Genomic DNA, 23,043 nt, shown 5'->3' on the forward strand with positions numbered 1-23,043 from the left:
GGGTGATTGTCGCTAGGCGCTCAGCGCCGGCTGGTGACGGTAACGCTGGATGGCCGGTCCCCGCACCGCCATCTCGCAGCGCGCGGCCAGCTCACGGCGGTCGTCCCCGGGCAGCTCGAGGGAGGCCACTTCGACGTCGACGACGGTCAGGCGGGCCCGCACGGTGCGGCTCAGCGACTGCCACAGTGTGTCGTCACCGACGAAGGCGGTCACGGTCGAGGGTTGCCCGTCGCGGTGGTGATAGGTCAGCCGCAGCGGCTGCACCGGGCGGGCAGCGTCGACCGCGGCCTGGAACATCGCCGGACGGAACGGTCCGTAGGCCAGCCCGCACCAGGTGGTGCCTTCAGGAAACGCGACCACGATCTGGCCGGCCCGCAGCCGGTCGGCCACGGCACCGACCACGAGCGGCAGTCTGCGCAGACTCGCGCGGTCGATCGGGATGACCTTCATGATGCGGGCCGCCAGGCCGACGGCGGGCCAGTCGACCAGGTCGGCGCGGGCGACGAACGCACCCGGCAGCACCGCACCGATGGTGAAGATGTCCACCCAGGAGATGTGGCCGCTGACCACCAGCACGCCGCGCAAGTTACGGATCGGGCCGCCGGACACGGTGATTCGCACACCGAGGCAGCGCAGGAACATCCGGCAGTACAGCCGCTGCACGCGTGAGCGGCCGGGCAACGGGACCGCTAGAAACGGCACCAATGGCAGCAGCACGAGAGCGCTGGCGATACGGCGGGCAGCGCGCAGGGTGGCCAGCGCAGGCCGGTCGGGCCGGTCGCCGCCGGCCCGCACACAGCTGTCGTCGCACGTCGCCTTCGGCAGCCAGGCGTGCTCGACGGCGCTCATCAGGCCAGCCCCTCGGCCATCGCGGCGGCCGCCGAGACCGAGCGCAGCCTGGCAAGGTAGCGGGTGTCGGCCTGGTGCTTGTTCAGCAGCGCCGGGAAGTCCCCGACGCCGAAGTCGGGATCGTGGGCCGGCTCACCGCACACCTTGGCTCCGAGCCGCAGGTAACCGCGCATCAGCGGCGGGATGGTGGGCCGGGCCGGTGGGTCGATGTCGTCGAGGCGGCGGCCGTCGATGACCACCGGGCGGTACGGGTGCACGGTGAGCTCCGGGACGGCCGCGTGGCGGCGCACGACGAAGTCCCGCACCCCGCGCAGCTGGCTGCCCGGTGCACCCTCTCCATGGGTCGGCACCGATACGCAGCCGGTGACGTAGTCGTAGCCGCACCGGTCGAGGTAGGCCAGGATGCCTGCCCACATCAGCAGTACCACCGCGCCGTTGCGGTGATCGGCGCGCACCACCGCGCGCCCCATCTCCACCAGTGACGGTCGCAGCGCATCCAGTGCGGTGACGTCGAATTCCGTTGCAGTGTAGAGACTTCCGGCAGCTATCGCACCGGGCGGCGGTAGCATGCGGTAGCAGCCGACGAGTTCACCGGAGGTGTCCTCGCGCACCAGCAGGTGATCGCAGAACTCGTCGAACCGGTCGGCGTCCCGGCCGTCGCCGTCGGAATTCAGTGCGAAGCCCGGCTCGGTGGTGAACACCTGATGACGCAGCCGCTGGGCCGCCTCGATGAGCGCGGGGTTGGTAGACAGCAACAGGGTGTAGCGGGGTGCGTGCAGTTCAGTGGTCTCGGTCGGCGCTATGAGTACAGATGAAGTGCTCATGGCTGCACGGTCGCCGCTGCGTTCGGCGGGAGGTCAACGCCCACGTGACGAGTTCGTGCACGCTCGGTGACGAATAGAGACAGAAGACCCCGGACACCGAGGTGCCCGGGGTTTTCTCGTGAGTAGCGCTAGCCCTTGCGGGCCTTGACGGCCTCGGTGAGCTGCGGCGTGACCTTGAACAGGTCGCCGACGACGCCGTAGTCGGCGATCTCGAAGATCGGCGCCTCTTCGTCCTTGTTCACCGCGACGATCGTCTTCGACGTCTGCATGCCGGCGCGGTGCTGGATCGCCCCGGAGATGCCCAGCGCGATGTACAGCTGCGGCGAGACGGTCTTGCCGGTCTGGCCCACCTGGAACTGGCCCGGGTAGTAGCCGGAGTCGACGGCGGCGCGGGAGGCGCCCACGGCACCGCCCAGCGAGTCGGCGAGCTCCTCGACGAGGGCGAACTTCTCGGCGCTGCCCACACCACGGCCACCGGAGACCACGACGCTGGCCTCGGTGAGCTCCGGACGGTCGCCGGCCACGGCGGCCTGGCGGGCGGTGATCTTGGTGGCGTTCTCGGCGGGTGCGGGCACCTCGACGGTGACCTGCTCACCCGCACCGGCGGCCGGCTCAGCCTCGACGGCACCCGGACGCACGGTGATCACCGGCACGTCACCGGTGGCCTGCGCCTCGACGGTGAAGGCGCCACCGAAGATCGAGTGGATGGCCTTGCCACCCTCCTTGACCTCGACGACGTCGGAAAGCACGCCCGACCCGATCCGCGCGGCCAGCCGGCCGGCGATCTCCTTGCCGTCGGCGTTGGCGGCCAGCAGCACACCGGCCGGGCTGGCGCTTTCCACCAGCGACGCCAGCACGTCGACGAACGGGGTGATCAAGTAGTTCGCCGCGTCGTCGGACTCGGCGACGTAGACCTTGGCCGCACCGGCGGCCTTCAGGTCGTCGATCAGCGGAGCGGCGGTGCCGGGGGCGCCGACGACGACGGCCGACGGCTCGCCCAGCGCGCGGGCGGCGGTGATGAGCTCGGCGGTGACCTTTTTCACTGCACCTTCGGAGTGCTCGACGAGCACCAGTACTTCAGCCATAGCGGTTGTTTCGCCTCTTGTTCTCTGGAGTGGTCCGGGACGGGTCTTAGATGATCTTTTGCGCCACGAGGTACTCGGCGATCTTCTTGCCGCCCTCGCCCTCGTCGGTGATCTTCTCGCCGGCAGTCTTCGGCGGCTTCGGGGTCGATGCCAGCACGGTCGAGCCGGCGTTGGCCAGGCCGACCTCGTCAGGCTCCACACCGATCTCGGCGAGCGTGAGCGTGACCACTTCCTTCTTCTTGGCGGCCATGATGCCCTTGAAGGACGGGAAGCGCGGCTCGTTGATCTTCTCGTTCACGCTGACCACGGCGGGCAGCGAGGCCTCGAGGGTGAACACGCCATCGTCGGTCTCACGCTCGGCGGTGACCTTGCCGCCCTCGACCGAGAGCTTGCGCACGTGGGTCAGCTGCGGCAGGCCGAGGTATTCGGCGATGATCGCCGGAACAGCACCGCCGGTGCCGTCGGTCGCCTCGTTACCGGCGATGACCAGGTCGGTGTCCTCGATCGTGCCCAGCGCGCGGGCCAGCGCCCAGCCGGTCTGGACCATGTCCGAGCCGTGCAGGCCCGGATCGAGCAGGTGAACCGCCTTGTCGGCACCCATCGACAGCGCCTTGCGGATCGCCTCGGTGGCGCGCTCCGGGCCGGCGGTCAGCACGGTGACGCTGCCGCCTGCATCCCCTTCCCGCTCCTTGATCAGCAAGGCCTCTTCGACGGCACGCTCGTTGATTTCGTCCAGCACGGCGTCGGCGGCGTCGCGATCCAGGGTGTAGTCACCGTCGGACAGCTTGCGCTCGGACCAGGTGTCTGGGACCTGTTTGATCAGGACCACGATGTTCGTCATGAGTCTTCCTACGTCCTCCTGGCAGGAGTCCTGCGCCGACAGAGGGACGCAAGACATTGGGTCATTTTCGCAACTCACACCGTGTTACTCACCAGTAACTTTGAGTGGTTCGCAGGAACACCATAGCCGGTCGAAGTTTGTGTTCGAGCAGCCCATGGGACCCCTGAGCGGTTCGCGAACCGCCGAGTTCGGGTTAACCTGCCTTGCAATGAGCGCATTCGTGCCGGACGCGGACGACGGTAGCTTGCCGTTGACCGGCGAGCGGACCATCCCGGGGCTGGCGGAGGAGAACTACTGGTTCCGCCGCCACGAGGTCGTATATCTTCGGCTCAGTAGCGTTTGCGCAGGTCGTGACGTGCTCGAAGCAGGGTGCGGGGAAGGCTACGGCGCCGATCTGATCGCCTCGGCGGCGCGGCGGGTGATAGCCGTCGACTACGACGCGGCGGCGGTGGCTCATGTGCGGGCCCGCTACCCTCAGGTGCAGGTCCTGGCGGCCGACCTGACGTCGTTGCCGCTGCTGGCTGCTTCGGTTGACGTTGTGGTGGGCTTCCAGGTCATAGAGCATTTGTGGGATCAGCCACAGTTCGTGACGGAATGCTCACGGGTGCTGCGCCCGGGCGGTCTGCTGCTGATGTCGACGCCAAACCGCATCACCTTCTCCCCCGGCCGCGACACCCCGGTCAACCCTTTCCACACCCGCGAGCTCAACGCCGCTGAGCTGGCCGAACTGCTGACTGACGGCGGTTTTCGGATGCAGCCGATGAGCGGGGTCTTCCACGGCATCCGGCTACAGGGGATGGACGCCCGCCACGGCGGATCCATCATCGACGCCCAGATCGAGCGCGCCCTGACCGACGCTCCGTGGCCTGACGACCTGCTGGCCGACGTCGCCGCGGTGGGTTCCGACGACTTCGATCTGTTGGACGCATGCGAACGGAACATCGACGAAAGTCTGGATCTGGTGGCGATCGCGGAGCGGCCGTGAGCGCGCCGCAGCCGGAACCGGTCCCCGGGCAGCTCACCCTGGTGCTGCACACCCACCTGCCCTGGCTGGCCCACCACGGCCGCTGGCCAGTCGGTGAGGAGTGGCTCTTCCAGTCCTGGTCGGCGGCCTACCTCCCGCTGATGCGGGTGCTGCGGACGCTGGCCGCCGAGAACCGGCGCGGTTTGCTCACCCTGGGCGTGACGCCGGTGGTCACCGCTCAGCTCGACGACCCGTACTGCCTCGACGGTATGCACCAGTGGCTGGCCAACTGGCAGCTGCGGGCATGGGAGGCGGCCAACCTGCACACCCCGACAGGCGCCGCCGAGGGCACCGCGACAACCCCGGAGGCGTTGCGCCAGTTCGGGATTCGCGAGTACGAGGAGGCCGCCCAGGCGCTGGAGGACTTCACCACGCTGTGGCGTCACGGCGCGAGCCCGCTACTGCGCGAGCTCATCGACGCCGGCACGGTCGAGTTGCTCGGCGGGCCGCTGGCCCACCCGTTCCAGCCGCTGCTCAACCCGCGGCTGCGCGAATTCGCGCTGCACGAAGGTCTGGCCGACGCCCGCCAGCGCTTCGCGCACACTCCGTCGGGCATCTGGGCACCGGAGTGTGCCTACGCCCCCGGTATGGAGCACGACTATGCCGGCGCCGGCGTGAGTCACTTCATGGTCGACGGACCCTCGCTGCACGGTGACACCGCGCTGGGCCGGCCGGTCGGCCAGACCGATGTGGTGGCGTTCGGCCGCGACCTGCAAGTCAGTTACCGGGTGTGGTCGCCGAAGTCCGGCTATCCCGGACATGCGGCCTACCGCGACTTCCACACCTTCGACCACCTCACCGGGCTCAAACCCGCCCGGGTGACCGGACGCAACGTCGCCTCCGACGACAAGGCGCCCTACGACCCGCAGCGCGCCGAGCGCGCGATCGACGCCCACGTCGCCGACTTCGTCACTCTGGTTCGGCAGCGCATGATCTCCGAGTCCGAGCGCATCGGACGGCCCGCGCACGTGGTGGCAGCCTTCGACACCGAACTGTTCGGGCACTGGTGGTACGAGGGCCCGATGTGGCTGGAGCGGTTGTTGCGCGCGCTGCCCGCAGCCGGGGTCCACGTCGGCACGCTCGGTGACGCACTTGCCGGTGGATTCGTCGGCACGCCAGTCGATTTGCCACCGAGCTCCTGGGGTTCCGGCAAGGACTGGACGGTGTGGTCGGGCGAGAAGGTGGCCGATCTGGTCGCGCTCAATGCCGAGGTCGTCGACACCGCGCTGAGCACCGTCGACAAGGCGCTGGCGCAGACCGACACTGCGCCCACCCGAGACTTCGTCGCCGACCAGATCCTGCGTGAGACGCTACTGACGGTGTCCAGCGACTGGCCGTTCATGGTCAGCAAGGACTCTGCGGCCGACTACGCCCGCTACCGGGCCCGTCTGCACGCGCACGCGATGCGGGAGATCGCCGATGCGCTGGCCTCCGGACGCCGCGAGGTCGCCCAACGATTGGCGGACGGCTGGAACCGCGCCGACGGCCTGTTCGGTGCGCTGGATGCCCGGCGGCTGCCGCGATGAAGATCCTGATGGTGTCGTGGGAGTACCCCCCGGTGGTGGTGGGCGGTCTTGGCCGCCACGTCTACCAATTGGCCACCGCACTGGCTGCCGACGGGCACGCGGTCGTGGTCCTGGCCCGACGCCCCACCGGGACCGACCCCAGCACCCACCCGACCACCGACGAGGTGCACGAGGACGTGCGAGTGATCGCCGCCGCCCAGGATCCGCACGAGTTCGACTTCGGCCGCGACCTGATGGCCTGGACGCTGGCCATGGGCCACTCCATGTTGCGCGCCGGGCTGAGCCTGCACGCCAAGGGCTGGCAGCCCGACGTGGTCCACGCCCACGACTGGCTGGTCGCCCATCCTGCGATAACCCTGGCCGAATTCTTCGACGTACCAATGGTTTCCACGGTCCATGCGACCGAGGCCGGCCGGCATGCCGGCTGGGTGTCGGGCCGGATCAGCCAGCAGGTGCACGCCACCGAGTCGTGGTTCGTCCGCGAATCGGATTCGCTGATCACATGTTCGGCGTCGATGGCCGACGAGATCTCCGACCTGTTCGGTCCCGGCCTGGCCGAGATCGCCGTCGTTCCGAACGGAATAGATTCCAGCCGTTGGCCGTTCGCCCGCCGTCGTCACCACGCCGGGCCGCCCGAGCTGTTGTTCTTCGGCCGGCTGGAGTACGAGAAGGGCGTCCACGAGGCCATCGCGGCGCTGCCCCGCATCCGTCGTACCCATCCCGGTACCACGCTGACCATCGCCGGAGACGGCACCCAGCACAAATGGCTGGTTGAGGTGGCCCGAAAACACAAGGTGCTCAAGGCGGTTCACTTTGTCGGCCGCGTCGACCATGACGAACTGCTGCACCTGCTGCACCGCGCCGACGTTGCGGTGCTGCCCAGCCACTACGAGCCGTTCGGCATCGTCGCACTGGAGGCGGCGGCGGCCGGCATTCCCCTGGTCACCTCCAACGTCGGCGGACTCGGCGAAGCGGTGATCAGCGGTCAGACCGGAATGTCCTGCCCGCCGCGCGATGTCGCCGCACTGGCCGCCACGGTACGCGCCGTTCTCGATGATCCGGCCGCCGCCCAGCAGCGTGCGCAGGCCGCGCGCAGGCGACTGACGTCGGACTTCGACTGGCGCACCGTGGCCTCCGCGACCGCGCAGGTGTATCTGGCCGCCAAACGCCGCGAACGCGAGCCACTGCCGCGGCGGCCGATCATCGAGCACGCACTGCCCGGCCGCTCCGACTGACCCCGCCCGTTCTGCCGAGCAGACGCACAATCGCACGTTTGGCGCGCAATCCGTGCGATTCTGCGCCTGCTCGCGGGGAGGAAAGCTAGCGACTGGCCTTCTTGCGTTCGATGTCGGCCAGCGCCGCCGCCAGCTCGGCGCGCTGGGCAGCCGAGGTCTCCCAGGCCAGCTTGCGGTTCTTGACCACCTTGGCCGGTGAGCCGACGGCGATCGAGAAATCCGGGATGTCGCCCTTGACCACGGCATGCGCGCCCAGGACGCAGCCACGCCCGATGGTCGTCCCGCGCAGGATGGTGACCTTGGTGGCGATCCAGGTGTCCGGGCCGATGCGCACCGGGCTCGTGATGATGCCCTGGTCCTTGATCGGCATCTCGATGTTGTCGATCCTGTGGTCGAAGTCGCACACGTAGCACCAGTCGGCCATCAGCGCGGAGTCACCCAACTCGATGTCCAGGTAGCAGTTGATGACGTTGTCGCGGCCGAGGACCACCTTGTCACCGAAACGCAGCGAGCCCTCGTGGGCGCGGATGGTGTTCTTGTCCCCGATGTGCACCCAGCGGCCGATCTCCAGCTGGGCCAGTTCCGGGGTTGCATGGATCTCGACGTTCTTTCCGAGGAACACCATGCCCCGGGTGATGATGTGCGGATTCTGCAGCTTGAACTTGAGCAGCCGCCAGTACCGCACCAGATACCACGGCGTGTACGCCCGGTTGGCAATGACCCATTTCAGCGACGCCTTGGTGAGGAACTTGGCTTGACGCGGGTCGCGTAGCCGCGAGCCCCGCCAGCGCTTGTGGATCGGCGCACCCCACATCGTCGTCATGGCCTGAAAGCCTAACCGAGCACGGGCCCGCGTTACCCTCGCCTGTACTGTCACGTTCCGGAATGGGAAGGACACGAGTGCTGCGGCGGTTGCTCGCGTTGGCGTCGACGACGCTGGTCGTGAGCGCCTCGGCTGGATGCGCAAACACCGACTCCTGGGTGCAGTCCACCGCCGCGCAGAGCTGGTCCGCCCAGTACGCCGACGCCGCGAACTCCAGTTACACGCCGACCGCCGGATCTGCGACGCTCAAACTGACGTGGAGCCGCTCGGTCAAGGGTGCGCTGGATGCCGCCGCCGCCCTCGGGGCGGGTAGCTACCTGGCCGTCAACGGCCAGACCGCCGGCGGCTGCTCGCTGATCGTGTGGGAGAACGACAACAACGGGCGCCAGCGCTGGTGCACCCGCATGGTGCTCGGCGGCGGCTTCGCCAGCCCGCTGTTCGACCAGTTCGACAACCTGTACATCGGCCAGCCCGGACTGATGCTGTCCTACCCTCCCACGCAGTGGGTGCGCTGGCGCGAGAACGTCATCGGAATGCCCACCACCACAAGGTTTCTCGGCGGTGGCGAGCTTCTCGTCATCACCCACCTCGGGCAGGTGCTGGTCTTCGAGTCCCATCGCGGCGTCGTGACGGGCGCCCCGATGGACCTGGTCGAAGGGCTGGACCCGACCGACTCCACCCGCGGCCTCGACGACTGCGCGCAGGCGCTACCACGGTGCCCGGTCTCGGCCGCACCGGCGTTCTCCCCGGGGACGAACATGATCGTGGTCGGGGTGTGGCAGCCCGGAGCGAAGGCGTCGGTGCTCGTCGGCCTGCAGTACCACCCCGGGCAGACGCCGCTGCTCACCAAGGAGTGGACCAGCGAGGCGGTGGCCGCCGGTGTGCTCGCCGCACCGGTGCTCTCGCCCGACGGCAAGACCGTGTATGTCAACGGCCGCGATCGTCGGCTGTGGGCGCTGAACGCCTCCGACGGGAAGGTGAAATGGTCTGCGCCGCTAGGCTTTCAGCCGCAGACGCCACCGTCGGTGTCGCCTTCGGGGTTGATCGTGGCCGGCAGCGGACCCGACACCCGCCTGGTCGCACTCAAAGACGCCGGCGATCACGGCGAGGCGGTGTGGCACCGCGACGACGTCTCGCCGCTGGCGACGGCCAGCCAGGCCGGCGCCGAGGTGGCCTACACCGTCGTCGCCGCGCCTTCTACCGGCTTGTCGCTGCTGGTGTTCGGCTTAGCCGACGGCCGTATCCTCAACAGCTACCCGCTGCCGTCGGCGGACGGCTATCCGGTGGGCGTGTCGGTGGGCCACGACCGACGCGTGGTGATCACCACCAGCGCAGGCCAGGTCTACAGCTTCGAGCCGGTCTAAGCTCAGAGTTGCAGCGGCGGAATGGCCGTTCGCGGCACCGCTGCCGAGGTGGCCCCGGCGTCGGACGGCAGCAGCTCGCCCTGGCCGAAGTAGAAGATCACCGCGTCGTCGGTGATGGCGAAGTTCTGGTAGTGCGACGGGTCCATTCCGTCGCCGGTTGAGATGGCTCCGGTGAAGCCGGTCTGACGTCTGAGTTCGCGTTGCACGATCGGGAAGATCGCCTCCAGTGGCTGGACGCCGGGGGCGAACAGGGTGTCGAACGTGACCGGCTTGCGCTGGGCCAAATCGTAGGTGAACGCCTTGTACCAGGTCATCGGGTGCGCTCCCCCGACGTCCTGGAAGATCTTCAGCACCGCGCTCTGGGTCTGGGCGGAGCTCAATGTCTGTGAGGTGGCGTCCATTTCGTAGGGCAGGTTCCGCGAGTCCGGTTGGGCGACGTTGACGAAGCCGTCGCGGTTCTGCGTCAGGTAGTCGACGATGGCCTGCTCGTCGGGGTAGTCGGTGGGGAACCGCAGATCCATCGTGTAAGCGGGTTTCGTGACGCTGACGTGGCAGACGTTGCCGGACTCGAGGGCCCCGCCCAGCGCCGCGCAGTCGTTCTGGGCGCTGGCCACGACAATGGTGGGTCCACCGATCAGGGCACCCGCGGCCAGCAGTGCGGCCAGGCTAAACGTGCGCATTCTTCGACGTTCCTCGCACTCGGGACGGCCCCGGCGCCGTCGCCGCCAGCGTACCCGCGCTACGAGCCGACGGAGGCCCGGCACAGAAACGCCACGGTCCGCTCGCCTGCTCCGGATCCGATCCGGGTGATCACCAACGATAGCGGGATGTTACCGCTGGGACGAAGCCGATGGCGCAGCGCATCGGGGTCGACGTCGACACCGCGGACCAGGATCTCCAGCGCGCCGCAGTCCTGTGCCGAAAGTGCTTGGCGCAGTGTCTTTTCCCGCAGCGGCAGTTGCTCGATGACCTCAAACCCGCGCACGCCGGCCGGCAGCTTGTCACCGGTGAGGTAGGCGATGTCGGGGTCGAGCTGCCACAGTCCGTGCCGAGCGCCGTAGTGCCGGACCAGACCGGCCCGCACGATCGCGCCGTCCGGGTCGATGATCCAGCGCCCCGGCAGCCCTGTCGGGCAGTCGTCAGGATCGGCGTCGGTCACCACCTCGGCACGGTCGAGCACGCACGCCCGACGGCGCACCCCCGGTACGGCCAGCGGTGCCGCCCACAGGCAGGCTTCGCGCACCGATCCGCCCGCCGAGGTCACCTCGATCTCGCCGTCGAACCCCAGCCTGCGCACCGCGTCGAAGTCGATGCCGGGCGCGCATTTGATGACCGTGGCGCGCCCGCGGTAAATCTCGATCAGTGCGTCCAGCGGCGGGGTGTAGGCGCGCGGGTCGAACCGGCGCCGCCCACCGCTGCGACGGGCCGGGTCGAGCAGCACGACGGCGTCGCGGCTGACCGGACGCAGCGCGTCCGCGCGGCACAGCGCCACGTCGGGCAGGTTGTGCCGGGCCATCGCCAGCCGCACCTCGTCGAGATCGCTGCCCATGACGAAGGCCGCGGTCGAGCGCAACGCGGCCAGTTCCGTGCCGATCGAACAGGTGGCATCGTGCACCGAGGCACCGGCCAGCCGGGCGGCCCGGTGTGCCGCCACCGGCGCGGCGGTGGCCTGCTGCAGCGCCTCGTCGGTGAACAACCAGCCCGAGACGTCGGCCAGCCCGGCGAGCTTGGGGGCCGCTTTGCGCCGCAGCAGAGTGGTCTCGATCAGCGCGGTGCTGCGCCCGGCGTAGCGGGACCGGATGGCGGCGACGTCGGCGACCCGGCTCGCATCGGTCAACGGGCAGCGGGCGACCTCGTCGAGCGCGGCGGCCCCGGCGTCACTGGTCAGGTAGGCGACGTCATCGCGCCCGAACGTCAGGACGGCTTGACCCCGGTGATCATCACATTGTAATACCAGCCCTTGGGCACCACGCGCCGCCACACGTTGTCGTCGACCCAGCTCAGCCCGATCCAGCTGTTGAAGGCGAACTTGGCCCAGGTCCAGCCGAGCTTGCCCGGGGGCACCATGGCCTCGACCGTGCGCAGCGGCCAGCCCAGCATCGCGGCGGTGAACTCCGTTGTCGCCGTGGACACTTCGACCGCACCCGCGTTGCTGGCCATCCGTTCGAGGTCAGCCGGATCGAAGGTGTGCAGGTCCACGACGGCCTCCAGGGCCGCCGCGCGCGAGGATTCGTCGAGCTCGGCCTGCGGGCGCCGCCAGCCCTGCAGCCCGGGCAGCTTGGTGACGTTGGTGGCCACCCGCCAGGTCAGTGTCGACAGTGAGCGGGCGTAGGTGTTGCCCACCGTGGTCGGCTCACCGGCGAACACGAACCGCCCGCCCGGCTTGAGCACCCGGACCACTTCGCTCAGCGACTTCTCCACGTCGGGGATGTGATGCAGCACGGCATGGCCGACGACGAGGTCGAAGGTGTCGTCGTCGTACGGGATGCCCTCGGCGTCGGCGACTCGGCCGTCGATGTCCAGATCCAGGTTCTGGCCGTTGCGGGTGGCGACCTCGACCATGCCCGGCGACAGGTCGGTCACCGAGCCCTGGCGCGCCACCCCGGCCTGGATGAGGTTCAGCAGGAAGAAGCCGCTGCCGCAGCCGAGCTCCAGCGCCCGTTCGTAGGGCAGTTCACGCAGCTCCTCGGGCGGCACGGTGGCGTCGAACAGGTCGCGGGCGTAGTCCACGCAGCGCTTGTCGTAGGAGATCGACCATTTGTCGTCGTAGGACTCGGCCTCCCAGTCGTGATAGAGGATCTGGGCCAGCTTGCTGTCCTGGAGCGCGGCCTCGACCTGTTCCGCGGTGGCGTGCGAGGTCGGCGCGGGATAGCCGGCGACGTCGGAATCAACATCGGTCATGCAGGGCAGCCTAACTCCCGTCACCGGCGGTGAAGACCTCGCCGTAGCGTTCTGCCTGCTCATCGGGCCCCAGACGGCCGTCGATGAGGGCTTTGGCACCTGCCAGCGCTGCCGGGGAGGTGTCGACGAAGCGTCCCGCCCACGCCGCCGCGGCGTCGAAGACGTCGTCCGGGGCCACCAGCTCGTCGACCAAACCCAGGCTCAGTGCCTCCTTGGCGCCGACGAAGCGTCCGCTGAAGGCCAGTTCCTTCGCGCGGGACACGCCGATCGCCCGGGCCAGCCGCTCGCAACCGCCGCCACCGGGCACCAGCCCGGCGAGGATCTCGGTCGCCCCGACCTTCACGTTGTCTCCACTGATGCGCCAGTCGGCGGCCAGGGCCAGGCTCAGCCCACTGCCCAGCGCGTACCCGGTGACCGCCGCGACGGTGGGTTTGGGAATGGCGGCTACGGCGTCGAGCGCCTCACGGCGGACCCGGTCGGCGGTGACGGCTTCCTCGCGGTTGAGCGTGCGCAGCTCGGGGACGTCGTCGCCGGCCGAGAAGATCTCGTGGCCGCCGAACAGGATGACGGCGGCGATGTCGGTGCGCTCGGCCACCTCCGCGGCGGCGAAGACCAGTTCGCGGTGGGCCTGCCGGGTCAGCGCGTTGGTGGGCATCCGGGTGATGAGCACAATCCCCACGCCCGGGTACTGCTCACCGACATGGACGCTGACGAACTCGCGCACCACTCACGCCTCGCCGTAGCCGAGTGGGGCTCGGCGGTTGCGCACGGCGTTGTAGCGATCGCTGTCGAAGAATTCGATCTCCCACTTGCCGCCCTGCACAGCAAGATTAGGTTGAACCGCGACGATCTTGTGTTCCAGCGCCAACACCTCGTCGACGGTGCGGCCGGCCAGCGAGTCGAGTTGGGTCCAGGTCGGCGGAAGCAGGAACGACCGGCCTTCGGCGAAGTCCTCGATCGCCGCCTCCGGGCTGCTCCAGGCGGCGTGGTCGGATTCGGTGTTCTGACCGTCGGCGCGCTGTCCGCGCGGCAGCGCCCCGACGAAGAAGTAGGTGTCGTAGCGGCGGGTGCGCTCCTCCTCGGGGGTCACCCAGTTGGCCCACGGCCGCAGCAGGTCGGAGCGCAACACCAGCTTCTCCCGGCGCAGGAAGTCGGAGAACGACAGGCTGCGGTCGACGAGCGCCGCGCGCTCGGGGTGGTAGATCGACACGTCGGCGACGATGCCGTCCGGGTCGTCGGCCGGCCCCGCGAACAGCACACCGGACTCCTCGAAGGTCTCCCGGGCGGCCGCGCACACCAGAGCCTCGGCCAGATCCGGTTCGACGCCGAACCTCTCGGCCCACCAATGCGGGCCCGGGCCGTGCCAGCCGATGTCGGCGTTGCGGTCGCGGTCGTCGACACCACCGCCGGGGAACACCATCACTCCGGCGGCGAACTCCATGGCGCTGTGCCGGCGCATGAGGAACACCGAGATGCCCGACGGGGTGTCGCGGACGAGCATCACCGTCGCCGCCGGACGCACCGGCAGCGGCTCGGGCTTGTCAGTCATGAACGCCTCCTGTGCGCCGCGCGAGTGCGGACCCGCCGGGCGAAGTAGCGGCCGTCGATGGTGTCCAGGGCGATCGACTGTCCGAACGCCGCGGACAGGTTCTCGGCGGTCAGCGTGTCCTGCAGCAGGCCCGCCGCCACCACCTGGCCCTCGGAGAGCATCAGGCAGTGGCTGAAGCCGGGCGGGATCTCCTCGACGTGGTGGGTGACCAGGACCAGCGCCGGCGAGTCCGGGTCGGCGGCCAGGTCGGCCAGCCGGGCGACGAGTTCCTCGCGGCCGCCGAGGTCAAGTCCGGCGGCGGGTTCGTCGAGCAGCAGCAGCTCCGGGTCGGTCATCAGCGACCGGGCGATCAGCACGCGCTTGCGCTCTCCTTCGGACAGCGTGCCGTAGACCCGTTCGGCCAGGTGTTCGGCGCCCACGCTCTCCAGCATCTCGACGGCTTGGGCGTAGTCGACGTCCTCGTAGTTCTCCCGCCAGCGCCCGAGCACGGCATAACCAGCCGAAACCACCAGGTCGCGCACCACCTCGTTGTCGGGCACCCGCTGGGACAGCGCCGAACTGCTCAACCCCACCCGCTGGCGAAGCTCAGCCATGTCGACGCGCCCGAGGCGCTCGCCGAGCACATAGGCCGTTCCCGAGGAGGGGTGCTCCATCGCGGCGGCGATCCGGAGCAGCGACGTCTTGCCGGCCCCGTTCGGCCCGATCACCACCCAGCGTTCGTCGAGTTCGACCTGCCAGGTTACGGGTCCGACCAGGACACGGCCCCCGCGGCGCAGCGATACTTTCCGGAAGTCGATCAGGAGGTCGGGGTCGACCGCGGCGGCATAGTCGGACACTGCACCATCGTGCCGCATTCGGGCGCCGCAGCGGTGCCGGGGTCGGCGTGGCGTCAATCGCCGACGCGGTGGGCCCGATGGCACCCCCGCTACTCCGGCGGGATCTCCACCCGCCGCAGCACGCCGTCGACGGCGTCGGCCGCTTCGATCTCGGCGCGGGTCACCCCGAGGATGAACAACACGGTGTCGAGGTAGGGGTGGCTCAGCGAGGCGTCGGCGACTTCGCGCAGCGCCGGCTTGGCGTTGAAGGCGACACCGAGGCCGGCGGCGGCCAGCATGTCGATGTCGTTGGCGCCGTCACCAACGGCCACGGTCTGCTCCATCGGAACGCCGGCCTGGAGCGCGAAGTCCCTCAGCGCCTTGGCTTTTCCGGCGCGGTCGACGACCTCGCCGAGCACCCGGCCGGTGAGCTTGCCGTCGACGATCTCCAGCTCGTTGGCCGCCACAAAGTCCAGCATCAGCTCGTGGGCCAACGGGTCGATCACCTGACGGAAACCACCGGAGACCACACCACAGTGAAAACCCAAGCGGCGCAACGTGCGGATGGTGGTCCGTGCGCCGGGTGTCAGCTCCAGTTCCTCAGCGACCTCGTCGAGCACCTCGGCAGGCAGCCCGGCCAGGGTGGCGACCCGGCGATGCAGCGACTCGGCGAAATCCAGCTCACCGCGCATGGCCGCTTCGGTGATCTCGGCCACCGCCTCCTGGGCACCCACCCGGGCGGCGAGCATCTCGATGACCTCACCCTGGATCAGCGTGGAATCGACGTCGAACACGATGAGCCGCTTGGCCCGCCGCTCCAGGCTGTAGTTCTCCACGGCGATGTCGACACCCTGCTCGGCGGCCACCCGGGCCAGCACGGTGCGTAGCTCAGCCCCCACACCAGGGGGAACTGACACCCGAAGTTCCAGGCCCGTCACCGGGTAATCCGAGACACCGCGGATGAAGTCGATGTTGACGCCCACCGCGGCGGCCTCCCGGGCCACCACACCGAACGCCGCCGCGGTGATCGGACGACCGAGGACCACCATGGTGTGGGTCGACGGCTCTCTGATGATCGGGATGTCGTCGCTGGGCTCGATCGTGACATCCAGCCCGACGCCATGGATCGCCTTGGTCACATCGTCGCGCAACTGGGTGCCGTCGGCCACATCCGGACGCCCCGAGATCAGGACGCCCAGCGTGAGCCGTCCGCGGATCACCACCTGCTCGACGTTGAGCAGTTCGACTTGGTGGCGCGAGAGCACCTCGAACAGTGCCGAGGTCACCCCAGGCTGATCGACACCGGTGACAGTGATCAGCACCGACACCTTGTGATTGGTCATACCTGGGCGCGCTACTTTCCGGTCTAGCTGCGGACGTTCTCGTCCAGTCGAGTCACATCACCGTCGGCGGGCCCGTGTGAACGACCGACGTGGGCCTCGGCCCGCATCCGGTCCACCATGTGCGGGTAATGCAACTCGAACGCGGGACGCTCCGAGCGGATCTGGGGCAGTTCGGTGAAGTTGTGCCGCGGTGGCGGGCATGAGGTGGCCCACTCCAGCGAGTTGCCGTGGCCCCACGGGTCGTCGACGGTGACGACCTCGCCGTAACGCCAGCTCTTGAAGACATTCCACGCGAACGGAATGGTGGAGACGCCCAGGATGAACGCGCCGACCGTGGAAATCATGTTCAGCGTGGTGAACCCGTCACCGGGCAGGTAGTCGGCGTAGCGGCGCGGCATACCCGCGTTACCCAGCCAGTGCTGCACCAGGAACGTGACGTTGAAGCCGATCATGGTCAGCCAGAAGTGCAGCTTGCCCAGCCGCTCGTCGAGCAGCCGTCCGGTCATCTTCGGAAACCAGAAGTAGACACCGGCGTAGGTGGCGAACACGATCACACCGAACAGCACGTAGTGGAAGTGCGCCACCACGAAATAGGTATCGCTGACGTGGAAGTCCAGCGGCGGGCTGGCCAGCAGCACACCCGACAAACCACCGGCGAGGAACGTCACCAAAAACCCGACAGAGAACAGCATCGGGGTCTCGAACGTCAACTGCCCCCGCCACATCGTGCCCAGCCAGTTGAAGAACTTGATGCCCGTCGGCACGGCGATGAGGAAGGTCATGAACGAGAAGAACGGCAGCAGAACGGCTCCCGTGACGTACATGTGGTGCGCCCAGACCGCCACCGACAGCGCGGCGATGCTGATCGTCGCGTAGATCAGCGTGGTGTAGCCGAAGATCGGTTTGCGGCTGAACACCGGGAAGATCTCCGAGACGATGCCGAAGAACGGCAGCGCCAGCACGTAGACCTCGGGATGGCCGAAATACCAGAACAGGTGCTGGAACAACGTGATGCCGCCGTTGGCCGGGTCGTAGATGTGCGCCCCGAGTCGACGGTCGGCGGCCAGGCCGAACGCCGCCGCGGTGAGCAGCGGGAAGATCAGCAACACCAGGATCGAGGTGACGAAGATGTTCCAGGTGAAGATCGGCATCCGGAACATGGTCATGCCCGGGCAGCGCATGCACACGATCGTGGTGATCATGTTGACCGCGCCCAAGATGGTGCCCAGACCGCCGACGGCGACACCCAGGATCCACAGGTCGGCGCCGGCGCCGGGGCTGTGCACCGCGTCGGACAGCGGCACGTAGACCGTCCAGCCGAAGTCGGCCGCGCCGCCGGGGGTGATGAAGCCGCCCAGGGCGATCAGCGCGCCGAAGACGAACAGCCAAAACGACAGGGCGTTCAGCCGTGGGAACGCCACGTCGGGTGCGCCGATCTGCAGCGGCAGCACCAGGTTGGCGAACCCGAACACGATCGGCGTCCCATAGAACAACAGCATCGCGGTGCCATGCATGGTGAACAGCTGGTTGTACTGCTCGTTGGACAGGAACTGCAGCCCCGGAACCGCCAGTTCGGCACGGATGAACAGCGCCATAAGACCCGCGACCGCGAAGAAGATGAAGCAGGCAACCACGTACATAATGCCGATCAGCTTGTGATCGGTCGTCGTGATCACCTTGTAGATCAAATTACCCTTTGGGCCCACGCGCGCCGGAAAAGCGCGGGTGGCCTCGAGTTCCCCCTGCGAAGGCACAACGGCAGTCAACGGTCCTCCCAAACAAATAGCACCCCGGATAGCACCCCGAGAACGTGTAGACGATCCTATCCCCACCGCGGCCAGGATGGCGGGTGGGTCCTACATTGCGTCGTAATACCGTCACAACGTGCTCGACCGCAGCTCAGCGGGCCGGCTCGCGGCAAGTGTTACGGTCGGCGGCGTGCTGGTGCGCGGTATCCGTCCGGGTGTGGTGATGTCCGCGGCCGCGGTCTTCACCGCGGCCGGCGTGACCTTCGCCAGCGGCTGCTCGGGACCACCGGAACCGGCGAGACCCGCGGCCAGCCGCAGCGTCGTGACCAGCACCACCAAGATCGCCGGGGCCGGTGTGCTGGGCAATCAGCGCCGCCCCGACGAGTCGTGTGCCCCCGGGCCGGCCCGGCTGGATCCGGCTCCCCCGCCCCTGGTGCGCCACGGCGCCGGACAAACCGCGGTGGTGGCCGACCCGCAACGCGTCGTCGTGCTCGCCGGCGACGAGCTCGACGCGCTGTGCGCGCTGGGCCTGCAGTCCCGGATCGTGGCTGCCGCCCTGCCGGATGGCTCGCCCGGCCAGCCGTCCTACCTCGGCACGGTCATCCACGATGTGCCCGGCGCCGGTACCCGAAGCGCGCCGGACATCGCCGCCATCGCCGCGGCCAAGCCGGACCTGATCCTGGGCTCGGCGGCGCTGACACCGCAGGATTACCCGCAGTTGTCGGCCATCGCGCCGACGGTGTTCACCGACGCTCCCGGCGCTAACTGGCAGGACAACCTGCGAGCCATCGGCGCGGCGACCGGCCGTGCGGAGGCCACCGGCGATCTGATCGCAGGATTCGCCGACAAGGCGCGCCAGACGGGCATTGCCACCGATGCGCCGCACTTCCAGGCCTCCGTCGTGCAGTTCACCGATACCGCGATGCGGGTCTGGGGGGCGGAGAACTTCCCGGCCAGTGTGCTTGCTGCAGTCGGGGTGGATCGCCCTGCGGCGCAACGGTTTACCGACAAGCCCTATGTGGAGATCGGTATCTCCGACGCCGATCTGGACCGCGCAGCCGACTTCTCGGCCGCCGACGGCGACATCCTCTATCTGTCGTTCGCCTCGCAGGCCGCCAAGGACCGTGCCCCGAAAGTGCTCGAAAGCGCGGCCTGGCGCAAGTTGTCGGCCAACCGGGACAACCGGGTGTTCATCGTCAACAACGAGGTGTGGCAATCCGGGCAGGGCGTGATCGCCGCGCGCGGAATTCTCGACGACCTGCGGTGGCTGAACGCCCCGATCAACTGACAGTGCATACCTGCACTAGCGTCACCTGTGTGTTCCATGTGCTGACGATCGTTTATGAGAAGCCGCTCGACGTCATCGACCAGACCCGGCCTGCGCATCTGGCGTGGCTCAACGATGAGGTCGCTGCCGGTCGCATCCTGCTCGCCGGCCGCCGGGAGTCCGGCGCGGGCGGCGTGCTGATCACCGGCGACATCAGCGCCGAAGAAGCCCAGGACATCATCGACCGCGATCCCTACACGCTGGCCGGCGTCGTGAGCTACCAGCGCCTGTCCTTCAACGGCGGGATCCGCGCTCCCGGGCTGTGAATTCGAGCGAGCCGAGTGGGGCAGTGCGCGCCCACCCCCCGTGGGTTGATTCACGCCGCTATGGGCGCACCGGAGTCGACGGTCAGAAGTCCCAGTCCTCGTCAGTGGTGTTGACGGCCTTGCCGATGACGTAGCTGGACCCCGACCCGGAGAAGAAGTCGTGGTTCTCGTCGGCGTTCGGGGACAGCGCCGAGAGGATCGCCGGGTTCACGTCGGTCTCGTCGCGCGGGAACAACGCCTCGAAGCCCAGGTTCATCAGCGCCTTGTTGGCGTTGTACCGCAGATACTTCTTGACGTCCTCGGTGAGCCCCACCTGATCGTAGAGATCCTGGGTGTACTCGATCTCGTTCTCGTACAAGGCGTACAGCAGCTCGTAGGCGTAGTCCTTGAGTTCCTGCTTGCGCTCGTCGCTTTCCAGCGCGTAGCCCTTCTGGAACTTGTAGCCGATGTAGTAGGCGTGTACGGCCTCGTCGCGGATGATCAGCCGGATCAGGTCGGCGGTGTTGGTGAGCTTGGCCCGGCTCGACCAGTACATCGGCAGGTAGAAGCCGGAGTAGAACAGGAAGGCCTCCAGCATCACCGAGGCGATCTTGCGCTTGAGCGGATCGTCACCGCGGTAGTAGTCCAGGACGATATGCGCCTTGCGCTGCAGGTTGACGTTCTCCTCGGACCAGCGGAAGGCCTCGTCGATGTCGGCGGTCGAGCACAGCGTGGAGAAGATGGAGCTGTAGCTTTTGGCGTGCACAGACTCCATGAAGGTGATGTTGGTCAGCACCGCTTCTTCGTGCGGCGTGAGCGCGTCGGGGATCATGCTCACCGAACCGACCGTGCTCTGGATGGTGTCGAGCAGCGTCAGACCGGTGAACACCCGCATCGTCAGCTGCTTCTCGGCCTCGGTCAGCGTGTTCCACGACGGGATGTCGTTGGACACCGGGACCTTCTCGGGCAACCAGAAGTTGCCGGTCAGCCGATCCCAGACCTCCGCGTCCTTCTCGTCAATGACACGGTTCCAGTTGATCGCCGTCGCCCGGTCAATCAGCTTCGTCCCATCGCTCACCGAAACCCCACTTCACCACGATGTATGCCCGTTTCCGGCTGACCACCGAAACACTACCCCTGGGGTCTGACAACACGCTGCAACACAACAAGTTGTGTTTTTCCGAGCTCGAAAACACAGGTCCCCCGCGGGTCGCGAACCGCGTCGGCGTGTCGGGTGGCCCCGAAACCTGGGCCTCAGCTGGCCGCGGCGCGCCGCGGCACCGCCTCGCGGATCGGCCGGTCCTGGTCGAGGTCGATCCCCAGCAACTCGGCGGTGCCGTTGATGGTGCCGAGCATGATCGTCGTCAGATGCTTGACGAAATCCTCCGAGGGCATCCGGCGCGGGCTTTCCGACGCCGGGCCCAGCCACCAGTCGGTGGCCGCCGAGGCCGAGCCGAAGGTCGCCGATGCCGCCAGCTGCAGCGCGGCCGGATCCAGCTCCATCTCGCGCAGTTCGTGGTTGAACATCTCGGCCATGGCCATGGTGATCTCACGGCCCTCATTCAGCGCCCGCACGGTCGACTCCGACTGCCCGGGGAACCTGCCCCGTAGCATGAACCGCAGCACGTTGGGATGCTGGTCCACCAGATTCACGTACTCGGCGACGCTGCGGCGCACCACTTCACGGACCGGGTCGACAGCGAAGTCGATGTCGGGGAAGATGGCCGCCCACAACATGTCGCGCGGCTGCGCGCGTCGACCTTGCCGGAGCCCGCTCCGGATCGGGGTCGAGGCACTCTGCGCACGGCAAGCACTGTACCCGTCGGCGGCGGGGACCTCGCTCGACTGTCCGCGACGTCACCAGAAAGCACGAATGCCGGAGCAAAGCGGTCAACCGGTCTCGGCTAGCATCGAAATGAACCGACTATTCGAAGCGAGACGAGACTCAGTGACCGAGCGATTCGACCTGGTGATTGCCGGCGGGGGGCCATCGGGATCCACGGCCGCGTGGCAGGCCGCTCAGACGGGCGCAAAAGTGGTGGTCCTCGACAAGGCCGAGTTCCCGCGGGACAAGCCCTGCGGCGACGGCCTGACCGCCCGCGCGGTGAGCTACCTGCAGAAGATGGGCCTGGCCCGCGAGGTGTCCCAGTTCCACCGCATCACCGGCGTGACGGTCTACAGCCCCTCGGAGTGGGAGCTGTCGTTCCCCAAGCGCCCCGGCATGCCCGACCACGGCCACACGGCAAGCCGCAGCGAGCTCGACACGATGCTGCTCAAGCACGCCGAGTCGGCCGGCGCGGTGATCCGCCAGGGCTGCGAGGTCGCCGGCCCCGAGTTGGACGAACGCGGCCGGGTGACCGGCGTCGTTCTCAAGAGCGGCGAGAAGCTGTACGGCGACGCGGTGATCGCGGCCGACGGCGCGTACTCCCCCATCAAGCGCGCACTGAAGATCGACTCCGACTACAACGGCTACTCCGCGATCGCGATCCGATCGGAGATGCACGCCAACCGCCCCGACTCCGATCGCTTCGAGATATACCTCAAGCTGTTGTTCCAGGGCGATCAGCTGCCCGGCTACGGCTGGATCTTCCCGATGGGCGGCGGCCGGTTCAACATCGGCCTGGGCTACGTCAACAGCTACAAAAACTGGCAGTCCATCAACGCCACCCACTTCTTCGGCGACTTCCTGAACAGCCTGCCGCGCGAGTGGGAACTGCCGTCGGTCGAAGAACTGAAGAAGAACAAGACCGTTCGGGCCTGGCGGCTGCCGATGGGCTTCACCGCCTGGCCGCCGTGGCGTCCCGGTGTCTTGTTCGCCGGCGACTCGCTCGGTGCCGGCAAGCCGGCGTCGGGTGCGGGCATCTCCAAGGCGCTCGAGTCCGGGCTTGCCGCCGGTGAATGCGCCATGGCCGCGCTGGAAAACGGTGGGCCCGACGATTTCACCAACTACCAGCAGCGGATGGAAGCCGCCTGGGGCCGGGAGTACAAGCGCGGGCGCTTCTTCCACAAGCTGGCCGGCTACCCCCGGGTCGCCGGGGCGGGCGTCAAGCTAGTCGACAACCACATCTTCCGCGACTTCCTGCTGAAGTCGTTTTACAAGAAGGCCCAAAGCCCCTCGCACACCTAGCCGGCGCCGACCGTGCCCGCGAGGTCCGCCGCTTCATCCAGTACGACCCGGCGCCACCGGTCTAGTCCAGGCGGGTCAATGCCCGAATACGGCAGAGACCAAACGGCTCAGGACGTTTCGCTGCCCACCTGAGTCCACCGTCAGGCTTGCAGTGCTGCCTTCCGGGCGTTGCGCGGCACTGCAACCAGCCTTCTCGACGGCGGCGCACAGTTCGGCAACGCTCACATCCCGGCTGGCATCGATGGTCGCAACCCTGGTGCCGAGGTTGACCGAGGCATGCACCCCGTCGATCTTGTTCAGCGTCCGCTGGACGCGTCCCGAACAGGCGCGACAGGACATGCCTGTCACGTCGAGTTCGATCCGGCGAATACCCGGTGCGCCCTCCGCCGGCAAAGCCGATTCCATCAGTGTCATTCC

Annotated in this window: 22 protein-coding genes and 1 pseudogene; 7 read left to right on the plus strand and 16 right to left on the minus strand. The window is 68.1% G+C overall.

Features of this window, described 5'->3' with window-relative positions; translation table 11 throughout:
• Positions 1 to 12: 12 nt before the first annotated feature.
• The 4 genes from K9U37_RS17610 to K9U37_RS17625 form a co-directional block, all read right to left on the minus strand.
• Positions 13 to 849, minus strand: coding sequence for a lysophospholipid acyltransferase family protein (locus K9U37_RS17610; protein ID WP_243072789.1), 837 nt, complete (start codon positions 847 to 849; stop codon positions 13 to 15).
• Positions 849 to 1,673: a GNAT family N-acetyltransferase gene (locus tag K9U37_RS17615; protein WP_243072790.1), complete on the minus strand. Its 825-nt coding sequence runs from the start codon at positions 1,671 to 1,673 to the stop codon at positions 849 to 851. Before K9U37_RS17615 ends, K9U37_RS17610 begins: the two co-directional genes overlap by 1 nt.
• Positions 1,674 to 1,801: 128 nt before the next feature.
• Complete coding sequence (locus tag K9U37_RS17620) at positions 1,802 to 2,758, minus strand: electron transfer flavoprotein subunit alpha/FixB family protein (RefSeq protein ID WP_243072791.1); 957 nt, start codon at positions 2,756 to 2,758, stop codon at positions 1,802 to 1,804.
• 46 nt (positions 2,759 to 2,804) lie between these two features.
• Entirely contained in the window at positions 2,805 to 3,599 is a 795-nt protein-coding gene (locus K9U37_RS17625) for an electron transfer flavoprotein subunit beta/FixA family protein (RefSeq protein WP_243072792.1), read from the minus strand.
• Between the two features lie 208 nt (positions 3,600 to 3,807).
• On the opposite strand from K9U37_RS17625, the gene K9U37_RS17630 reads away from it, so the two are divergent.
• The 3 genes from K9U37_RS17630 to K9U37_RS17640 are packed head-to-tail and all read left to right on the plus strand — an operon-like array spanning position 3,808 to position 7,384.
• Positions 3,808 to 4,584, plus strand: a complete 777-nt coding sequence (locus tag K9U37_RS17630) for a class I SAM-dependent methyltransferase (protein WP_243072793.1) — start codon at positions 3,808 to 3,810, stop codon at positions 4,582 to 4,584.
• A complete protein-coding gene (locus tag K9U37_RS17635; RefSeq protein ID WP_243072794.1) occupies positions 4,581 to 6,149 on the plus strand; it encodes a 1,4-alpha-glucan branching protein domain-containing protein in 1,569 nt (522 codons plus the stop codon). Before K9U37_RS17630 ends, K9U37_RS17635 begins: the two co-directional genes overlap by 4 nt.
• Positions 6,146 to 7,384 (plus strand): glycosyltransferase family 4 protein, encoded by a 1,239-nt coding sequence (locus K9U37_RS17640; RefSeq protein WP_243072795.1) that lies wholly within the window; start codon positions 6,146 to 6,148, stop codon positions 7,382 to 7,384. Before K9U37_RS17635 ends, K9U37_RS17640 begins: the two co-directional genes overlap by 4 nt.
• Positions 7,385 to 7,469: 85 nt before the next feature.
• On the opposite strand, the gene K9U37_RS17645 is transcribed toward K9U37_RS17640, so the two are convergent.
• Complete coding sequence (locus K9U37_RS17645) at positions 7,470 to 8,207, minus strand: acyltransferase (protein ID WP_243072796.1); 738 nt, start codon at positions 8,205 to 8,207, stop codon at positions 7,470 to 7,472.
• A 62-nt stretch (positions 8,208 to 8,269) separates the two neighbouring features.
• Here K9U37_RS17645 and K9U37_RS17650 point away from each other — a divergent pair, with 62 nt between their 5' ends.
• Complete coding sequence (locus tag K9U37_RS17650) at positions 8,270 to 9,571, plus strand: BamB-related PQQ repeat family beta-propellar protein (RefSeq protein ID WP_243072797.1); 1,302 nt, start codon at positions 8,270 to 8,272, stop codon at positions 9,569 to 9,571.
• A gap of 2 nt (positions 9,572 to 9,573) precedes the next feature.
• On the opposite strand, the gene K9U37_RS17655 is transcribed toward K9U37_RS17650, so the two are convergent.
• From K9U37_RS17655 to ctaD, 8 genes are all read right to left on the minus strand, one after another.
• A complete protein-coding gene (locus K9U37_RS17655; protein WP_243072798.1) occupies positions 9,574 to 10,251 on the minus strand; it encodes an esterase in 678 nt (225 codons plus the stop codon).
• A 59-nt stretch (positions 10,252 to 10,310) separates the two neighbouring features.
• Entirely contained in the window at positions 10,311 to 11,528 is a 1,218-nt protein-coding gene (locus K9U37_RS17660; protein ID WP_252394750.1) for a THUMP-like domain-containing protein, read from the minus strand.
• Positions 11,486 to 12,472 (minus strand): class I SAM-dependent methyltransferase, encoded by a 987-nt coding sequence (locus tag K9U37_RS17665; RefSeq protein ID WP_243072800.1) that lies wholly within the window; start codon positions 12,470 to 12,472, stop codon positions 11,486 to 11,488. Before K9U37_RS17665 ends, K9U37_RS17660 begins: the two co-directional genes overlap by 43 nt.
• 10 nt (positions 12,473 to 12,482) lie before the next feature.
• Positions 12,483 to 13,196, minus strand: coding sequence for an enoyl-CoA hydratase (locus K9U37_RS17670; RefSeq protein WP_243072801.1), 714 nt, complete (start codon positions 13,194 to 13,196; stop codon positions 12,483 to 12,485).
• 3 nt (positions 13,197 to 13,199) lie between these two features.
• Positions 13,200 to 14,021, minus strand: a complete 822-nt coding sequence (locus tag K9U37_RS17675; protein WP_243072802.1) for an NUDIX hydrolase — start codon at positions 14,019 to 14,021, stop codon at positions 13,200 to 13,202.
• Positions 14,018 to 14,875: an ABC transporter ATP-binding protein gene (locus tag K9U37_RS17680; RefSeq protein ID WP_243072803.1), complete on the minus strand. Its 858-nt coding sequence runs from the start codon at positions 14,873 to 14,875 to the stop codon at positions 14,018 to 14,020. Before K9U37_RS17680 ends, K9U37_RS17675 begins: the two co-directional genes overlap by 4 nt.
• 71 nt (positions 14,876 to 14,946) lie before the next feature.
• Positions 14,947 to 16,179 (minus strand): phosphoserine phosphatase SerB, encoded by a 1,233-nt coding sequence (gene serB, locus K9U37_RS17685; protein WP_243072804.1) that lies wholly within the window; start codon positions 16,177 to 16,179, stop codon positions 14,947 to 14,949.
• A 23-nt stretch (positions 16,180 to 16,202) separates the two neighbouring features.
• On the minus strand, positions 16,203 to 17,933 hold the full coding sequence (gene ctaD / locus K9U37_RS17690; protein ID WP_243072805.1) for an aa3-type cytochrome oxidase subunit I: 1,731 nt from the start codon (positions 17,931 to 17,933) through the stop codon (positions 16,203 to 16,205).
• A gap of 217 nt (positions 17,934 to 18,150) precedes the next feature.
• Here ctaD and K9U37_RS17695 point away from each other — a divergent pair, with 217 nt between their 5' ends.
• Together K9U37_RS17695 and K9U37_RS17700 are read left to right on the plus strand one after the other, a co-directional pair.
• Positions 18,151 to 19,215 carry an ABC transporter substrate-binding protein gene (locus K9U37_RS17695; protein WP_252394751.1) on the plus strand — a complete coding sequence of 355 codons (1,065 nt, stop codon included), beginning with the start codon at positions 18,151 to 18,153 and terminating at the stop codon, positions 19,213 to 19,215.
• 29 nt (positions 19,216 to 19,244) lie between these two features.
• Positions 19,245 to 19,520 (plus strand): YciI family protein, encoded by a 276-nt coding sequence (locus K9U37_RS17700; protein WP_243072806.1) that lies wholly within the window; start codon positions 19,245 to 19,247, stop codon positions 19,518 to 19,520.
• Between the two features lie 82 nt (positions 19,521 to 19,602).
• On the opposite strand, the gene nrdF is transcribed toward K9U37_RS17700, so the two are convergent.
• Both nrdF and K9U37_RS17710 read right to left on the minus strand, forming a co-directional pair.
• Positions 19,603 to 20,577 (minus strand): class 1b ribonucleoside-diphosphate reductase subunit beta, encoded by a 975-nt coding sequence (gene nrdF / locus K9U37_RS17705; RefSeq protein WP_243072807.1) that lies wholly within the window; start codon positions 20,575 to 20,577, stop codon positions 19,603 to 19,605.
• Positions 20,578 to 20,753: 176 nt separating this feature from the next.
• Positions 20,754 to 21,245: pseudogene (locus K9U37_RS17710) on the minus strand (TetR/AcrR family transcriptional regulator); the annotation flags it as partial.
• 202 nt (positions 21,246 to 21,447) lie between these two features.
• On the opposite strand from K9U37_RS17710, the gene K9U37_RS17715 reads away from it, so the two are divergent.
• Entirely contained in the window at positions 21,448 to 22,626 is a 1,179-nt protein-coding gene (locus tag K9U37_RS17715) for an NAD(P)/FAD-dependent oxidoreductase (protein ID WP_243072808.1), read from the plus strand.
• A 75-nt stretch (positions 22,627 to 22,701) separates the two neighbouring features.
• Here K9U37_RS17715 and K9U37_RS17720 read toward each other — a convergent pair whose 3' ends face one another.
• Positions 22,702 to 23,040, minus strand: coding sequence for a heavy-metal-associated domain-containing protein (locus K9U37_RS17720; RefSeq protein WP_243072809.1), 339 nt, complete (start codon positions 23,038 to 23,040; stop codon positions 22,702 to 22,704).
• Between the last annotated feature and the right edge of the window lie 3 nt (positions 23,041 to 23,043).

It is taken from the genome of Candidatus Mycolicibacterium alkanivorans, assembly GCF_022760805.1.
GTDB classification, from domain to species: Bacteria; Actinomycetota; Actinomycetes; order Mycobacteriales; family Mycobacteriaceae; genus Mycobacterium; species Mycobacterium alkanivorans.

Bases quoted from the DNA above. Each gene is read 5' to 3' on its own strand.
- K9U37_RS17665 (WP_243072800.1), bottom strand. From the start codon at position 12,472: ATGACCGATGTTGATTCCGACGTCGCCGGCTATCCCGCGCCGACCTCG.
- K9U37_RS17640 (WP_243072795.1), top strand. From the start codon at position 6,146: ATGAAGATCCTGATGGTGTCGTGGGAGTACCCCCCGGTGGTGGTGGGC.
- K9U37_RS17675 (WP_243072802.1), bottom strand. From the start codon at position 14,021: ATGACTGACAAGCCCGAGCCGCTGCCGGTGCGTCCGGCGGCGACGGTG.
- K9U37_RS17680 (WP_243072803.1), bottom strand. From the start codon at position 14,875: ATGCGGCACGATGGTGCAGTGTCCGACTATGCCGCCGCGGTCGACCCC.
- K9U37_RS17695 (WP_252394751.1), top strand. From the start codon at position 18,151: ATGTCCGCGGCCGCGGTCTTCACCGCGGCCGGCGTGACCTTCGCCAGC.
- K9U37_RS17625 (WP_243072792.1), bottom strand. From the start codon at position 3,599: ATGACGAACATCGTGGTCCTGATCAAACAGGTCCCAGACACCTGGTCC.
- K9U37_RS17655 (WP_243072798.1), bottom strand. From the start codon at position 10,251: ATGCGCACGTTTAGCCTGGCCGCACTGCTGGCCGCGGGTGCCCTGATC.
- K9U37_RS17645 (WP_243072796.1), bottom strand. From the start codon at position 8,207: ATGACGACGATGTGGGGTGCGCCGATCCACAAGCGCTGGCGGGGCTCG.
- K9U37_RS17610 (WP_243072789.1), bottom strand. From the start codon at position 849: ATGAGCGCCGTCGAGCACGCCTGGCTGCCGAAGGCGACGTGCGACGAC.
- K9U37_RS17620 (WP_243072791.1), bottom strand. From the start codon at position 2,758: ATGGCTGAAGTACTGGTGCTCGTCGAGCACTCCGAAGGTGCAGTGAAA.
- K9U37_RS17720 (WP_243072809.1), bottom strand. From the start codon at position 23,040: ATGACACTGATGGAATCGGCTTTGCCGGCGGAGGGCGCACCGGGTATT.
- K9U37_RS17630 (WP_243072793.1), top strand. From the start codon at position 3,808: ATGAGCGCATTCGTGCCGGACGCGGACGACGGTAGCTTGCCGTTGACC.
- K9U37_RS17650 (WP_243072797.1), top strand. From the start codon at position 8,270: ATGGGAAGGACACGAGTGCTGCGGCGGTTGCTCGCGTTGGCGTCGACG.
- K9U37_RS17615 (WP_243072790.1), bottom strand. From the start codon at position 1,673: ATGAGCACTTCATCTGTACTCATAGCGCCGACCGAGACCACTGAACTG.
- serB (WP_243072804.1), bottom strand. From the start codon at position 16,179: ATGACCAATCACAAGGTGTCGGTGCTGATCACTGTCACCGGTGTCGAT.